14 protein-coding genes and 2 pseudogenes are annotated in these 13,882 nt (G+C 34.1%); 3 read left to right on the top strand and 13 right to left on the bottom strand.

What is annotated here, in order from left to right; translation table 11 throughout:
* Positions 1 to 353: 353 nt before the first annotated feature.
* Positions 354 to 1,416 (bottom strand): annotated as a pseudogene (locus J3D55_RS16775) (NADH:flavin oxidoreductase).
* A gap of 121 nt (positions 1,417 to 1,537) precedes the next feature.
* Between J3D55_RS16775 and J3D55_RS16780 the strand changes: the two are divergent.
* Complete coding sequence (locus J3D55_RS16780) at positions 1,538 to 1,930, top strand: winged helix-turn-helix transcriptional regulator (protein WP_259132637.1); 393 nt, start codon at positions 1,538 to 1,540, stop codon at positions 1,928 to 1,930.
* A 16-nt stretch (positions 1,931 to 1,946) separates the two neighbouring features.
* Here J3D55_RS16780 and J3D55_RS16785 read toward each other — a convergent pair whose 3' ends face one another.
* From J3D55_RS16785 to J3D55_RS16795, 3 genes are all read right to left on the bottom strand, one after another.
* Positions 1,947 to 2,651 (bottom strand): CBS domain-containing protein, encoded by a 705-nt coding sequence (locus tag J3D55_RS16785; RefSeq protein WP_259132638.1) that lies wholly within the window; start codon positions 2,649 to 2,651, stop codon positions 1,947 to 1,949.
* Positions 2,652 to 2,774: 123 nt separating this feature from the next.
* Positions 2,775 to 3,509 carry a methyltransferase domain-containing protein gene (locus tag J3D55_RS16790; RefSeq protein ID WP_259132639.1) on the bottom strand — a complete coding sequence of 245 codons (735 nt, stop codon included), beginning with the start codon at positions 3,507 to 3,509 and terminating at the stop codon, positions 2,775 to 2,777.
* Between the two features lie 109 nt (positions 3,510 to 3,618).
* Positions 3,619 to 6,051, bottom strand: coding sequence for an alpha-ketoacid dehydrogenase subunit alpha/beta (locus tag J3D55_RS16795; protein WP_259132640.1), 2,433 nt, complete (start codon positions 6,049 to 6,051; stop codon positions 3,619 to 3,621).
* Between the two features lie 138 nt (positions 6,052 to 6,189).
* Between J3D55_RS16795 and J3D55_RS16800 the strand changes: the two genes are divergently transcribed.
* Entirely contained in the window at positions 6,190 to 6,483 is a 294-nt protein-coding gene (locus J3D55_RS16800) for a hypothetical protein (RefSeq protein WP_259132641.1), read from the top strand.
* 3 nt (positions 6,484 to 6,486) lie between these two features.
* Here the strand turns inward: J3D55_RS16800 and J3D55_RS16805 are convergent.
* The 7 genes and pseudogenes from J3D55_RS16805 to queA all read right to left on the bottom strand — a co-directional run bounded on the left by J3D55_RS16805 (position 6,487) and on the right by queA (position 11,793).
* Positions 6,487 to 7,465: pseudogene (locus tag J3D55_RS16805) on the bottom strand (polyprenyl synthetase family protein).
* A gap of 70 nt (positions 7,466 to 7,535) precedes the next feature.
* Positions 7,536 to 8,414, bottom strand: coding sequence for a YjiK family protein (locus tag J3D55_RS16810; protein ID WP_259132642.1), 879 nt, complete (start codon positions 8,412 to 8,414; stop codon positions 7,536 to 7,538).
* Positions 8,415 to 8,624: 210 nt separating this feature from the next.
* On the bottom strand, positions 8,625 to 8,924 hold the full coding sequence (locus J3D55_RS22375) for a hypothetical protein (protein WP_310467190.1): 300 nt from the start codon (positions 8,922 to 8,924) through the stop codon (positions 8,625 to 8,627).
* Entirely contained in the window at positions 8,861 to 9,289 is a 429-nt protein-coding gene (locus tag J3D55_RS22380; RefSeq protein ID WP_310467509.1) for a sterol desaturase family protein, read from the bottom strand. The genes J3D55_RS22375 and J3D55_RS22380 overlap by 64 nt, the downstream gene beginning before the upstream one ends.
* A 6-nt stretch (positions 9,290 to 9,295) precedes the next feature.
* Positions 9,296 to 9,556 carry a hypothetical protein gene (locus tag J3D55_RS22385; RefSeq protein ID WP_310467193.1) on the bottom strand — a complete coding sequence of 87 codons (261 nt, stop codon included), beginning with the start codon at positions 9,554 to 9,556 and terminating at the stop codon, positions 9,296 to 9,298.
* Between the two features lie 74 nt (positions 9,557 to 9,630).
* Positions 9,631 to 10,665, bottom strand: coding sequence for a dual-specificity RNA methyltransferase RlmN (gene rlmN / locus J3D55_RS16820; protein ID WP_259135126.1), 1,035 nt, complete (start codon positions 10,663 to 10,665; stop codon positions 9,631 to 9,633).
* A gap of 78 nt (positions 10,666 to 10,743) precedes the next feature.
* The gene (gene queA, locus J3D55_RS16825; protein ID WP_259132643.1) at positions 10,744 to 11,793 is read right to left on the bottom strand and encodes a tRNA preQ1(34) S-adenosylmethionine ribosyltransferase-isomerase QueA; all 1,050 of its coding nucleotides are present in this window, start codon (positions 11,791 to 11,793) and stop codon (positions 10,744 to 10,746) included.
* Between the two features lie 201 nt (positions 11,794 to 11,994).
* On the opposite strand from queA, the gene J3D55_RS16830 reads away from it, so the two are divergent.
* Positions 11,995 to 12,687 carry an AIM24 family protein gene (locus J3D55_RS16830; protein ID WP_259132644.1) on the top strand — a complete coding sequence of 231 codons (693 nt, stop codon included), beginning with the start codon at positions 11,995 to 11,997 and terminating at the stop codon, positions 12,685 to 12,687.
* Between the two features lie 27 nt (positions 12,688 to 12,714).
* Here the strand turns inward: J3D55_RS16830 and J3D55_RS16835 are convergent, their stop codons facing one another.
* Complete coding sequence (locus J3D55_RS16835; RefSeq protein ID WP_259132645.1) at positions 12,715 to 13,389, bottom strand: hypothetical protein; 675 nt, start codon at positions 13,387 to 13,389, stop codon at positions 12,715 to 12,717.
* On the bottom strand, positions 13,386 to 13,874 hold the full coding sequence (locus J3D55_RS16840) for a DNA-deoxyinosine glycosylase (RefSeq protein ID WP_259132646.1): 489 nt from the start codon (positions 13,872 to 13,874) through the stop codon (positions 13,386 to 13,388). The genes J3D55_RS16835 and J3D55_RS16840 overlap by 4 nt, the downstream gene beginning before the upstream one ends.
* Positions 13,875 to 13,882 lie beyond the last annotated feature (8 nt).

Consider the following 13,882-nt stretch of genomic DNA (forward strand, 5'->3'; position numbering starts at 1 on the left):
TTTATAATGTTTAAATTTCACACAATAATCTACACAAACTCTGTTATTCCGTAGGAATCTAAACAGAGTATTAGAGAATAGCTTGGAAACATTCGCGCTTAGATACCCAGGATGACAAACTTGATGGAAACCTTAATGGTTAAAATTAATCATAATTAAAAAACCGCTTCAAGATAATATCCTGAAGCGGTTTCGTTTAAAATAATTGAATAGGTAAAATTTATAAAATAATGTGAACCGTTAACAATAAACTTGCTTTAGCAGTGAATAGTCAAGTGTCAATTTAGAAAAGTTGTAAAATACAAATTGACAGCAAAAACAAATTATCTATTAACAATTCACAATTTCTCTTTTTAATAAAGCACTCCCAAACTTTCCGCTGAAAAATCAAGAAGTTCTTCTGTTTTTCCTTCTTTAATCTTCGTTACCCATTCCGGATCCTGCAATAATGCACGACCGACAGCAACTAAATCGAAATCTCCTCTTTCCAGTCTTTTCGTTAGTTTCTGTTAAGTCTGCTTTTTCAGTTCCCTGTCCTGCAAATGCTCCCATAAAATCTCCTTCAAGACCTACAGAACCTACTGTGATTGTTGGTTGCCCTGTAATTTTTTTAGCCCAACCTGCAAAATTAAGATCAGAACCATCAAATTCTGCTTCCCAGAAACGTCTTTGCGAACAGTGGAAAATATCAACTCCCGCATCTTTTAATGGCATTAACCACTCTTCCATTTCTTCCGGTGTATTTGCTAATCTTGATTTATAATCCTGCTGTTTCCATTGAGAAAGACGGATAATAATTGTGAAATCTTCACCAACCGCAGCTCTGATTGCTTTTACAACATCAACCGCGAATTTACTTCTTTCTTTTATCGTTTTTCCGCCGTATTCATCGGTTCTTGTATTGGTAACTTCCCAGAAAAACTGGTCAATTAAATACCCATGAGCTCCATGAATTTCAACAACATCAAATCCTAAATCTTTCGCAGATTTTGCAGAAGCCGCAAACTGTGCAATCGTATCCTGAATATCTTCTAATGTCATTGTAGAAGCCTTTTCCATATCAACCAACGGATAATCTGCTGAACTTCTCGTATCTCCAACATGCCAGATTTGAGGCCCCATTTTTCCGCCATTTTCATGAACAGCGTCGATTACGTTTTTCCAGCCGTTCAATGCTTCTGTTCCGTAGAAATCAGGAATATTCTGCATATTCTTCGATCCCGGTCTGTTGATTACCGTTCCTTCAGAAAGAATTAATCCAACTTCAGAAGCGGCTCTTCTTGCATAATACTCTGTAATATTTTGTGTAGGAACTCCGTTGTCAGATTGTGCTCTGGTCATCGGTGCCATTACGATTCTATTTTTAAGCTCTAAATTTTTATATTTAAAAGGTTTAAATAATGATTCTGTACTCATCTTTAAAATTATATTTTACAATTGTTACACAAAGTAACTAATAATAGTTCGTATTTGTATCTTATGAAGAAAAAAAGTGGTAACTTTGTAGTAACTTACATTAGTAACTTAAAAGTAACATATGAAAAAAAGTGAATTAATGCAATACAGCTGTCCTTTAGGTAAAGCAATGTCTGCCTTGGGAAGCAAGTGGAAACCGATTATTGTATTGGTTATCAAAGACCGAAAATTACGTTTTGGAGAGCTTGCTGTACGTATTCATGTAATTTCCAGAAAAGTATTGACCGACCAATTGAGAGAAATGGAAGCGGATGGATTGGTGATCCGACAAGAATTTAAAGAACTTCCTCCAAGAGTTGAATATTCGTTGACAGAAAAAGGATTGGCCTTGTTGCCTATTTTATATCAGTTGGAAGAATGGGAAACGAAATATCATGTTTATGATCCTGAGAAAGAGAAGGATTGTAAAACTCTTTTGGAGGAGAAGAAAATAAAAAAGGCTGTCGTTGTTTGACAGTGTTTTATTAAAATTATTTTACGGCGTCACCTACATCAATTAAAAAACTAGAATTTAATCTTGATCTTTCAACAATACCAATAAATTCTTTTTTCTCATTTATCACTGGAAGATACTCAATTTTAAGTTTTTCCATCTTTTTAAGTGCTGTCAATTTATCAGTCTTAAGATTAATTGCATTATCTATTGTAACGAAATTTGGAATAAGTTGTTTGAAATCTTCATTGTCTTTTATCTTAACTCTTTCCATAAAAAATGTACTATTCATCTTACTATTCGAATTTAAAAAATTTTCTTTATAATCATCAACTGGTAAAATCCCCCAAAATCTAGGACTACTATTTCCATTTTTATCATCCTCGCAATTTTCTTGAATTAAAATAAATTTAAATGGGAGATAAGAAGGAAAAGTATTTTCATTTAGTATTTCATTTTCATGAGCGTAAGTACAATCAACACCTACAGCAATTAGATCTTCCCCTACGACTAGAGATGATACTTCTTTAGATATAGTTTTTTGATAAGCTTCTTTAATTTTAATTTTTAAATCACCTAAACCAAACTCAAGAACTTGCCCAGTTATTATAAGGTATAAGAAAATTGGAATTACAGCAATTGTTACATCTGATAATTTAACTTCATATTTACCATCATTTCTCGTTCTCAATAATACCACAGATGTAATAATTGCTATAAACGCTAATGTAATAATTATCATGTTATAATTTTTTATTTAAATCAAAACTACAAATATTATCTCTCTCGTAAAAAGTATTCAAAAGAATCTGACTAAAATCTATCTCAAGTTAAATTAAAATCCAGTAGGTTTATTTCACAAATCCTACTTTCTCACAACCAACATATTCGCAAACGGAGTAATTTTCTTATTCTCAACAATCTTCAAACCCGCACCAGCAATAGCTTTCTTCCATTGCTTTTGACTTAAAAAATGAAAAGCTCCGATATTAAAGAAAATAAAATTAGTCAAGTCTCTGAACTGTTCTGAAACAATGATTATACCTTCATTTTTCAAAATTCTTTTTGCTTCTTTGAAAAACAAAACTCTCTGTTCATGATCCAAAATTTCGTGGAGAGAAGTTACCGCAAGAATAACTTCCTGAGACTGATCTTCAAAAAGTAATTTGTTGGGTGAAATCTTTATTTCTTTGGGATTTGGCGGGAAGATTCTTTTCGAAGTTTCAATTCCTTTTTCTTGTTCGTGTCTGTTTTCGAAAATGTCACAAACTGTCAAATTTAAATTCGGATATTTTTGTTCCAATCGTTGTGATAGAGGATCAAAACTTGCATGAACGAGAATTGCATTTTTAGTTTTATCCCAATTTATTAATCCTTTTACATTATTTAATTCATATAAATCCGAGTTATCATAGAGAATATAAGATGCAACAAGTGAAGCGATTATATTTAAAACAATAAGACCGCTTACAATTCTTAATAGTAAAATGAGAGGATCTGAGCGCATCCAAAATGACAATCCAAAAAGAAGAACTGAAACGATGAGTCCGAGTACTATTTTTTGATAATTGAAGAGGATTACTAGTTTGGTGATTTTCATATTAAAGAGTTTTTTGAAATTATCATCAAAACTCAAATTTACAAATTCAGAAACAAAAAACCGCCCTCCAAAAAAGAAAGCGGTTTCAAAATTTATTTTAAAATCCCAATTAAAATATCGCCGGATATTTCTGAGGATTTGTTTCATTAAATAGAGCATAAATTCTTTCAACCATATCATCAGAAGATGGCTTACTGAAATAATCTCCATCACTTGCATAGGCAGGTCTGTGGTCGTTTGCAGCGATCGTCAATGGATCAGAATCTAAGAATCTAAAAGCCTTTTGCTTTTCTAAAATCTGCTGAAGAATAAACGCTGAAGTTCCACCTTCCACATCTTCGTCGATCACGACCAATCTGTTGGTTCTCTTCACACTTTCGGCAATTTCATTTGTTAAATCAAAAGGAATTAATGACTGAACATCAATAACTTCCGCAGAAATCCCTAATTTTTCAAGTTCTTCTGCTGCTTCCATTACAACTCTCCAAGTCGAACCGTAGGTTACTAACGTCACATCTTTTCCTTCTTTTGTAACTTCAATTTTTCCTACAGGAACAGTGAATTCACCTAAGTTATCAGGTTGTTTTTCCTTTAATCTGTATCCGTTAAGACATTCAACAATTACCGCAGGATCGTCACTTTTAAGCATCGTGTTGTAGAATCCGGCAGCTTTCGTTAAGTTTCTTGGAACTAATACCAAAATACCTTTTGAAAGGTTCAAAATTCCCGCCATTGGAGAACCTGAATGCCAAACTCCTTCTAGTCTGTGACCTCTTGTTCTGATGATTACAGGTGATTTCTGACCACCTTTTGTTCTGTACTGAACCGTCGCCAAATCATCGCTCATTCCTTGTAAACAGTACAAAATATAGTCTAAATACTGGATTTCAGCGATCGGTCTCAAACCTCTCATCGCCATACCAATACCTTGACCTAAAATCGTAGCTTCACGGATTCCTGTATCGGCAACACGAACGTCACCGTATTTTTCCTGCATTCCTTCAAGACCTTGGTTTACGTCACCGATATTTCCGGCATCTTCACCAAAGACCAAAGTTTCAGGATATTTTTCGAAAATTTTATCGAAATTATTTCTTACCACTACTCTTCCGTCAACATCTTCAGAATTGTCAGAATAGATTGGCTTGATTTCTTTTACGTTTTCAGCTTTCCACTGAGACTGAGAGTATAAATGAGAAGAATAATTGTCTTTTTCAACCTCAAAAATCTCATTGTATTTCTGCATCAACTGGTTTCTTTCTGCAGAATTTGTTCCTCTCGTCGCCAATAAAGATTTTCTTACCAAATGGAAAACATCTTTCTTCGCTTTTGAAACTAATTTATTGAATTGATTGATATAATTCTCAATTTCAGTATTTTGTCCTTTCAAATTTTCAACAAAAGGCAACACTGAACCGATTAAATCTGTAATTGTTTTTTGGTAGCTTTCCCAAGCATATTTCTGCCCCGCTTTTACATGCTTTTTAGCTTCTTCATCGATTGAATCTAATTCTTCTGTACTTGCGATAATTTCTTCCTTACCTTCAATTTCGATTGAATAATTCAAAATCCATTCTCTGAATTTTACCAATCCGTCAAACTGAGATTCCCAAGCCAAACGGTCTTCATTTTTATATCTCTCGTGAGAACCCGAAGTCGAGTGACCTTGAGGCTGCGTCACTTCAATCACATGAACTACCACAGGCACGCTTTCCATTCTTGCAAACTGCTCTGCTCTTGCGTAAGCATCCAACAATGAAGGATAATCCCAAGCTTTCACCTGAATGATCTCACAACCTTGATTTTCACCTTCTTTTCTTTGGAAACCGCTTAACATTTCAGCAATGTCAGCTTTTGCTCTCTGATTTTTTGTAGGAACTGAAATTCCGTAACCGTCATCCCAAATCGAAACAATCATCGGAACCTGAAGCGCACAAGCAGCATTCAGCGTTTCCCAGAAATGACCTTCTGCTGTAGAAGCGTCGCCAATTGTTCCAAAAGCAACTTCGTTCCCTTCTTTTGAGAATTTTTCGGAACCGTCGAATTTTACGGTTTTATATATTTTTGAAGCCTGCGCCAATCCTAGCAATCTTGGCATTTGCCCTGCTGTAGGAGAAATATCAGAAGAAATATTTTTTTGAGCTGTTAAGTCTTTCCAACTTCCGTCTTCATTCAAACTTCTTGTAGCGAAGTGACCGTTCATCTGTCTTCCTGCCGATGCAGGCTCTCTTTCAACACTTGTATCTGCATACAACTGAGCAAAGAAACTTTCAACAGATAGCGCATCTACTGCCAATGCAAAAGTCTGATCTCTGTAATATCCTGAACGGAAGTCTCCATTTTTGAAAACTTTCGCCATTGCAAGCTGAGGAAGCTCTTTACCATCCCCAAAAATACCAAATTTAGCTTTTCCCGTCAGAACTTCTCTTCTGCCCAAATAAGACATTTCACGAGAGATTCTTCCTAATTTATAATCTTCAAGTATCTGATTTTTAAAATCTTGAAAGGAAATCTGCTGAGTTTCAATATAGGTTGTTTGCATAGCCAATATAAAAAATTTTTAGTTTTCGAAGTATTTTGCTAATATACACTTTTTAAATTAATTTTAATTTTTAATAATCTTTTTTAAAAATTTGATAATAAAAGAAATAGTGTTTATCTTAGAATAAATTTGTAACTGATGGAAAAAAAATCAACCCATATTCTTAATGCTTCAAGTAATTTACTTGGGTTTTCTTTGGTGATTATCACTTCATTAAAGATCTCTAAGATGAGTCAGAGTACACATTTAGACGAGTTTGCAGGAATTGCATGTCTGTTTTTCACATTCAGTTGTTTCTTTTCGTTTTTGGCGATAAGATCGAAGAATGAAAAGCGTTCGGATAAGTTTGAGAATATTGCGGATTATTTATTTTTAATCGCTTTATTTTGCATTGTTTTAGCTGTTATTATTGTAACAATGAAAGTTATTTAATTTTTAGAATTTTCTTTCAATCACGTAATCCAGCATAATTAATAAAGATTTTTTAGGCTCAGAATCAGGAAATTCATTCAGAATATCTTTTGCTTTTTGTTGGAAATCTTTCATCATTGTAATGGCATATTCCAAGCCTCCTGAACTTTTAACAAAATTAATTAGCTCTTTTACACGTTTCTGATCATTATTATAACGCTTGATCGTGTTAAAATAATATTTCTTATCCTTTTCGTTGGCAATTTTTAAGGTATGAATTAATGGCAGCGTCATTTTCTGCTCTTTAATATCAATTCCGACAGGTTTTCCGATCACGTTTGAAGTTAAATAATCAAAAAGATCATCTTTAATCTGAAAAGCCATTCCGGTGTAAGTTTCCAAACTCCATCATTTTTTTAGCTAAAGCTTCATCTGCATCGTTAGACAAAGCTCCTATTTCGCAACAGGCAGCAATTAATGTGGCTGTTTTCTGGCGGATAATTTCATAATAAACATCTTCTGTAATATCCAGCTTTCTGGCTTTTTCCAACTGAAGAAGCTCTCCCTCAGACATTTCTCTGATGGTTCTTGAAATAACTGCAAGTAAATCGTAATCTTTATGGTCTGTAGATAATAATACAGCTTTCGACAACAAGAAATCGCCTACCAAAACTGCAATTTTATTTTTCCACAATGCGTTGATTGAAAAGAAATTACGACGCTTAAAACTTTCATCCACCACATCATCATGAACCAAGGTCGCCGTGTGAATCAATTCGATCATGGAAGCTCCGCGATAGGTTTTTTCGTTGACATCCCCGATTAATTTCGCACAAAGAAACACAAACATAGGACGCATCTGCTTCCCTTTTGTCGTAACGATAAAACGAGTAACCTTGTCTAATAAAGGCACTTTGCTCTGCATCGATTCGTAAAACTTTTGTTCGAAAAGTTTCATTTCCTCATTGATGGGTCGCTTGATTTCTTCTACAGTGTTTGCCACAATCTACGAATGATGGTAAATATTATTAATTATCACAAAGATAATTTTTTTCAGTCAATTTTAAGAGAAATTAATCTTTGAGTTTATCTTTTGGGATAAAATAAAAACTCTGTTTTGCACCACCCAACGGAGAATGAAATTTTTCTCCGGAAATATAAATTCCTGTTTCATCGACGGCGATACCTTCAATTTGTCCTATGGATAAAGCACTTCCGAGATAATAATGTTTAGGTTTTTCTTTAAAAAAGATTCCGGATTCGGTTTCATTAAAGACATCCAAATAGACTTCAGTTTTCTTTGTATAGCCTATTAAATATAGCTTTTTGTTGAAATAAGAAGCATCTGTGACCACATAATTTGTTTTAAAAGATTCTACTTTTCCGGCTTTTTGTTTTTCCGAAATTTCCGGATCAATAGTATAATGTGTTGTGGATTTTGACGACCATTCTTTCGTAAAAAGATGAATTTTTCCATGTAAATAAATCATCGCTTCCGCATCAAAATCGGTTGATAAATATTTTGGAATAAATTCCGTTTGTTCTGGATATTCAAAGGAAATTAATCTAACAGAATCGTTTTTTAATGAATGAGTTTCAAAAGGAACTTTATAAATCTCTAAGTCTCTCCTCGTTCCTCCATTATTTCCAAAATCTCCAATGTAGAAATTGTTTCCGTCATTGGTTAAGGCTTCCCAATCTTTATTTTTCCCATTAACTTTTACAATATTGATAATTTCTCCTGTCGTTTTATCCAATTCAAAAAGTTCGGGTGAATTTCCGCTGTCGTTGAAAGTGTATAGTTTTCCGTTCAAAAAACTCAACCCGGAAGTTTCTTTTATTTTTTCGTCTAAATAAGTGATTCTGTACTTTCTAATCTTGAGAAAATCTGTCTTTTGCGAAAATGAAAAGGTGGAAATAAGGATTGTTATTGTCAGGAAAAACTTTTTCATAAGGCAAAATTAAGGTTTTTATTTAAACACAAATAGCACTAATCTTTACACTAATTTTCATGAATAAATATGTTAATTTAAATTTTGGCTAAAGCCAATTGACAACATTACATAAAAAAAGCGGACTAAAGTCCGCTCCTATTGATAATTAATATCGGGTTATATAAAATTTTTAATAAAATTATTCTGCCGTTTATATTTAGAAAAAAATCAAGCTGATTGCTTCTGTTTCTGCTTTCTAGTCTGTCTTTCCAAATGTTCTTTTTGATATTGCTTCACTGTTTTCCCGAATCCATCGTGTCGCCATCCCGGAGAATTGAAAATATAATTGATTCTGTCTGAGAATTTTAAATTGGGCTGTTTAACATCTTTCCAGATTTTCCGCCATTCGTAGAAAAGAACCGTATCCGGTTTATTGTCGGGCATTTTAGGGTAAATACCATATTTTACAGGGGTGTTTGGATCTTCTTTTTCAAAAGTTCCGAAAATTTTATCCCAATAATCAAGCACATTCCCATATTTCTGTCGAGATATTTTATATTACAACCATGATGAACACGGTGATGAGAAGGCGTCACCAAAATATATTCTAAAATCCCAAGCGTTTTCACAGTCTGTGTATGAACCCAAGTTCCGTACACCTGACCGATCGCATAAACCACCATAATATGCCAAGGATCAAAACCTAAAAAAGCCAACGGAGAAAAGTATAGATATCGGTAAAGCGGCTGTAAAACCGGACTTCTGAAACCCGTCGTTACATTGAAATATTCTGAATTATGATGCGTAATATGAACCGCCCAAAACGCTCTTGAATGATGATCGACATAGTGTAAAACGTAATACGCAAAATCGGTAATAACAAAACAGATCAGCCAATATCAAACCGTAAAATCCCAAGAAAAAAGACGGTGATTGTAGAAGAAAAACATCACGCCCATTGCAAAAACCTTCATGACAAGATCCAGTCCGAAGTTCATTAAGGCAAGATAAATACTTGTCGCAACGTCTTTTCCGTTATACAATTTAGCCTCTGAAATATGACTGTAAATCATTTCGGCTAAAATAACTGTGGCATGTACAGGAATAGACCAAGCGTAGACATTTTCCAGCCCGTCTTCACCCATAAAATAATCCATCATTGTACACTAGTTTAGTACAAATGTAGGATTTTAAGAAACCGTTAAGAATAAATTTTGATTTTTTTAAGGAAATTTTAATCCACTGTTTTATTGGCTAACTGACCGCAAGCTGCATCAATATCTCCACCTCTACTTTTACGGATCATCACGGTAATTCCTGCATTTTCAAGCTGACGAACATAATTTTCTTCCGCCTGTTTGTTGCACTGGTCGTATTTTCCGTCTCCAATCGGGTTGTATTGAATTAAATTAACTTTAGAAGGAATCTGCTTACAATATTTAATTAAAGCCTTAATATCTTCATCGCCGTCGTTGATACCTTTCCAGACACAGTATTCAAAAGTGATGACAGAACCTGTTTTTTTGTACCAGTATTGCAGCGCTTCCATAATATCCGTTAACGGAAATTTATCGGAAAAAGGCATGATTTCGTTACGCTTAGATTCAATTGCGGAGTGAAGTGACAGTGCCAATTTCACACGCAGCTCATCATCTGCCAACATTTTAATCATCTTTGGAATTCCTGATGTAGAAACAGTAATTCTTCTTGGTGACATCCCTAAACCTTCCGGCTGGGTGATTTTTCTGATGGCTTCCACCACGTTTTTATAATTCATCATCGGCTCTCCCATTCCCATAAAAACGATATTGGTAAGCGGTCTGTTGAAGTACATTTTACTTTGGCTGTCAATTAAAGCAACCTGATCCACGATCTCGGCAACCTCAAGATTTCTCATTCTTTTGAGTCTTGCTGTAGCGCAGAATTCGCAGTTTAATGAACATCCAACCTGTGAAGAAACACAAGCGGTGGTTCTTGTTTCTGTAGGAATTAATACAGATTCTACCAATAAACCGTCGTGAAGTTTCACTCCGTTTTTGATGGTTCCGTCTGTACTTCTCTGAAGCTGATCGACAGAAACAGGATTAATGGTATATTCTTCGGATATTTTTTCGCGAAGATCTTTCGAAAGATTTGTCATTTCATCAATCGAATGGAGATTTTTACTCCACAGCCAGTCGTAAACCTGTTTCGCACGAAACGGCTTCTCCCCTAAAGTCAAAAAATAGTCTTTAAGCTGGTCTAATGATAAAGTACGAATATCTTTCATATGGTTCATCGTTAAATGTTGACGGTTGTCAGAAAACAGTGCAAAACTATCAGCTGACAACCAACAACAATCAACTTATTATAAAATTAGCATTGCGTCACCGTAAGAATAGAATTTATACTTTTCTTTTACGGCTTCTTCATAGGCATGCATTAAAAAGTCTTTTCCTGCAAACGCCGCAATCATCATCATTAGAGTAGATTTTGGTGTGTGGAAGTTTGTAATCATTGTATTAGCAACTCCGAAATCGTGAGGCGGATAAATAAATTTGTTTGTCCATCCGTGGAATTCTGAGATTTTTTTGTTTGAAGAAACAGAAGTTTCCAACGCTCTCATTGTCGTTGTTCCGACAGCACAAACTCTTCTGTGTTCGTCTACAGCTTTGTTGATGATATCAGCATTTTTTACGTCAATAGCTACTTCTTCAGACTCCATTTTGTGCTTAGAAAGATCTTCAACTTCAATCGGGTTGAAAGTTCCTAAACCAACGTGAAGGGTAATTTCAGCGAAGTTGATCCCTTTGATCTCCAATCTTTTCATTAAATGTCTAGAGAAGTGAAGACCTGCAGTAGGTGCAGCAACCGCTCCTTCCACTTTAGCATAGATCGTCTGATATCTTTCGGCATCTTCCGGTTCTACAGCTCTTTTGATATATTTTGGAAGAGGAGTTTCTCCCAATTCTTTTAATTTGGATCTGAATTCTTCATAAGGACCGTCGAATAAAAATCTCAACGTTCTTCCTCTTGAAGTCGTGTTGTCGATAACTTCTGCAACCAAAGATTCATCTTCAGTAAAGAATAACTTGTTACCGATTCTTATTTTTCTTGCAGGATCTACCAATACATCCCACACTCTCGTTTCTTTATCTAGTTCTCTTAAAAGGAAAACTTCAATTTTAGCACCGGTTTTCTCTTTGTTTCCATACAGACGCGCAGGAAAAACTTTAGTGTTATTAAAGATAAACAAATCCTCCTCGTCAAAATAATCAACAACATCTTTGAACAATTTGTGCTCGATGGTTTGTGTTTTTCTGTCCAAAACCATTAATCTCGCTTCGTCTCTATGTTCCGATGGGTGTTCTGCTAATAATTCCTCAGGAAGATCAAAATTAAAATCTGATGTTTTCATTTTTTAAATTACGGTTTAAAAATTATTGAAATTACAAGATGTAATTTTCGGAGTGCAAATATACGACATCGGAGACCCCTTTGTCAAGTATTATTTACATTCATATTAAATTAATTTTAAATTAAACAAAAAAACCGTGATATTACGGTAATTTTCGCAAGCAAAAAATTGTATTTTGCCGCATTAAAAAAAACCTAAACTATGAGTAAATTTTCGATCGAAGCTTTTGTAAATGAAACAAAAGAAAACCCGCAAGAAAGAGATTATTTCGAACTTGAGAAACCCCAGCTTTTAGAAATCAACCTTAATAACCAATCTGTATGGACGAAAATCGGAAGTATGGTGGGTTATATTGGAAGTATAAAATTCGAAAAGCAGGGCATGCTTTCCGGTGGATTAGGAAATCTTTTGAAAAAAGCAATCAGTGGTGAAGGCGCAAGATTAATGAAGGCCGAAGGAACAGGAAAACTCTACGTTGCCGATTCGGGGAAAAAAGTGCGTATTCTTCACTTAAACAACGAATCTGTCTGTGTAAACGGAAATGATGTTTTAGCTCACGAACAAAGCATTAAAAATGACATCACTATGCTAAAAAGCGTTGCCGGAATGATGTCCGGCGGATTGTTTCAGGTGAAATTATCAGGAACCGGTCACATTGCTATCACGACTCACGGAGATCCTTTGACGTTATTGGTAACTCCGGAAAATCCGGTTTTCACAGATCCGAATGCAACCGTAGCTTGGTCGGGAAATCTAAGCCCAGAACTGAAAACCAACGTTTCCTTCAAAAGCTTAATCGGAAGAGGAAGCGGTGAAGAATTTCAGATGAAGTTTTCCGGAAGCGGATGGGTTTTGATTCAGCCGTATGAGGAAGTTTATAGAGTTGAAAAATAAATAATAAATATTTTTTTGGGGAATGGATCAGTCTTGAAATTCCCCAATAAAATCAAATTCTTTTATTATTAATTTTTCCGGAAGTTTTAAAGAAAAATCAACATTTTTAATTTTTAATGAGCTATCATAAGAATACCCTGTTGAATAATCTACTTGCATTCTTTTTAAGATATAATTCGAATTTAAATCCAAAAATTTTCTAATTTTTTGCTCCATTTCGTCACTTTGTGCATGATCAACACCTATTTCAAGATAATTCAATTTTGATTTTTCTAAAGTCACTAATGCTGTGAATCTTTTTTTATTCCTTTTTTCATTTTTAAATGCAACAATCTGATATTGAAGAGAATCTATTTCCTTAACCTCTAAAACATCGTCTTTAGCAATATCTTTATGCTTATGTTTACTAAAATCATTTGTATGAGTATATTCAAAAGTTACAAAACCTTTAGATTCAGTTACTTTAAAAGAGTGTCTTAAATTTTTATCTTTATCATAAATTACGGCTCTCATTTTGTCATTATACTTATCTATATGTAAATGAATTTTATTTTTAGAATCATAAAATGATGTAGATATACTTTTTTCTTTATCCGGCTTGGTTTTAGTGGTTTGGCTTTCTATTGAATAATCAAAATGATATTCCTGAGAAAAAACATTAATAAAAGTAAAGACTAAAAATAATAAGAATATTTTCTTCATATATGTATTTTTATCACCTTCCATTCCTCCAATTTCTTTTCAAAAGAAACCGTGTGAAGTGGACTTGTTGAAGGCAATAAAAATACAGGAATTTTATAATTTTTTCCTAATATCTTTTGTAGATTTTTATAAGATTTTCCGCCATTGCAAAAAATGGCCTTTATATTAGAATATTGCTCCAATAGTTCTTCAATCTGATTGGCTTCTTCATTTTTTATTTCAGAATCGAGACTTCCTTTTCTTTCACAGGAATCGATAACGTCCCAAAGTGCAATGTGATGTTTCTTTAAAATATTGATTCTCTCAGCATAATCTTCGGTAAATTCTTCATTAAACAATTCAAAAATAATCTTCCAGAATTTATTTTGAGGATGCCCGTAATATTGTTGTTTTTCTAAAGATTTCACTCCGGGAATTGAGCCCAGAATGATGATTTTAGAATTATTATCAATGATTGGCGGAAAGGAAGAAATTCTGTTTTGCATGATTCAAA

This window comes from Chryseobacterium ginsenosidimutans (assembly GCF_024807225.1).
GTDB classification, from domain to species: Bacteria; Bacteroidota; Bacteroidia; order Flavobacteriales; family Weeksellaceae; genus Chryseobacterium; species Chryseobacterium ginsenosidimutans.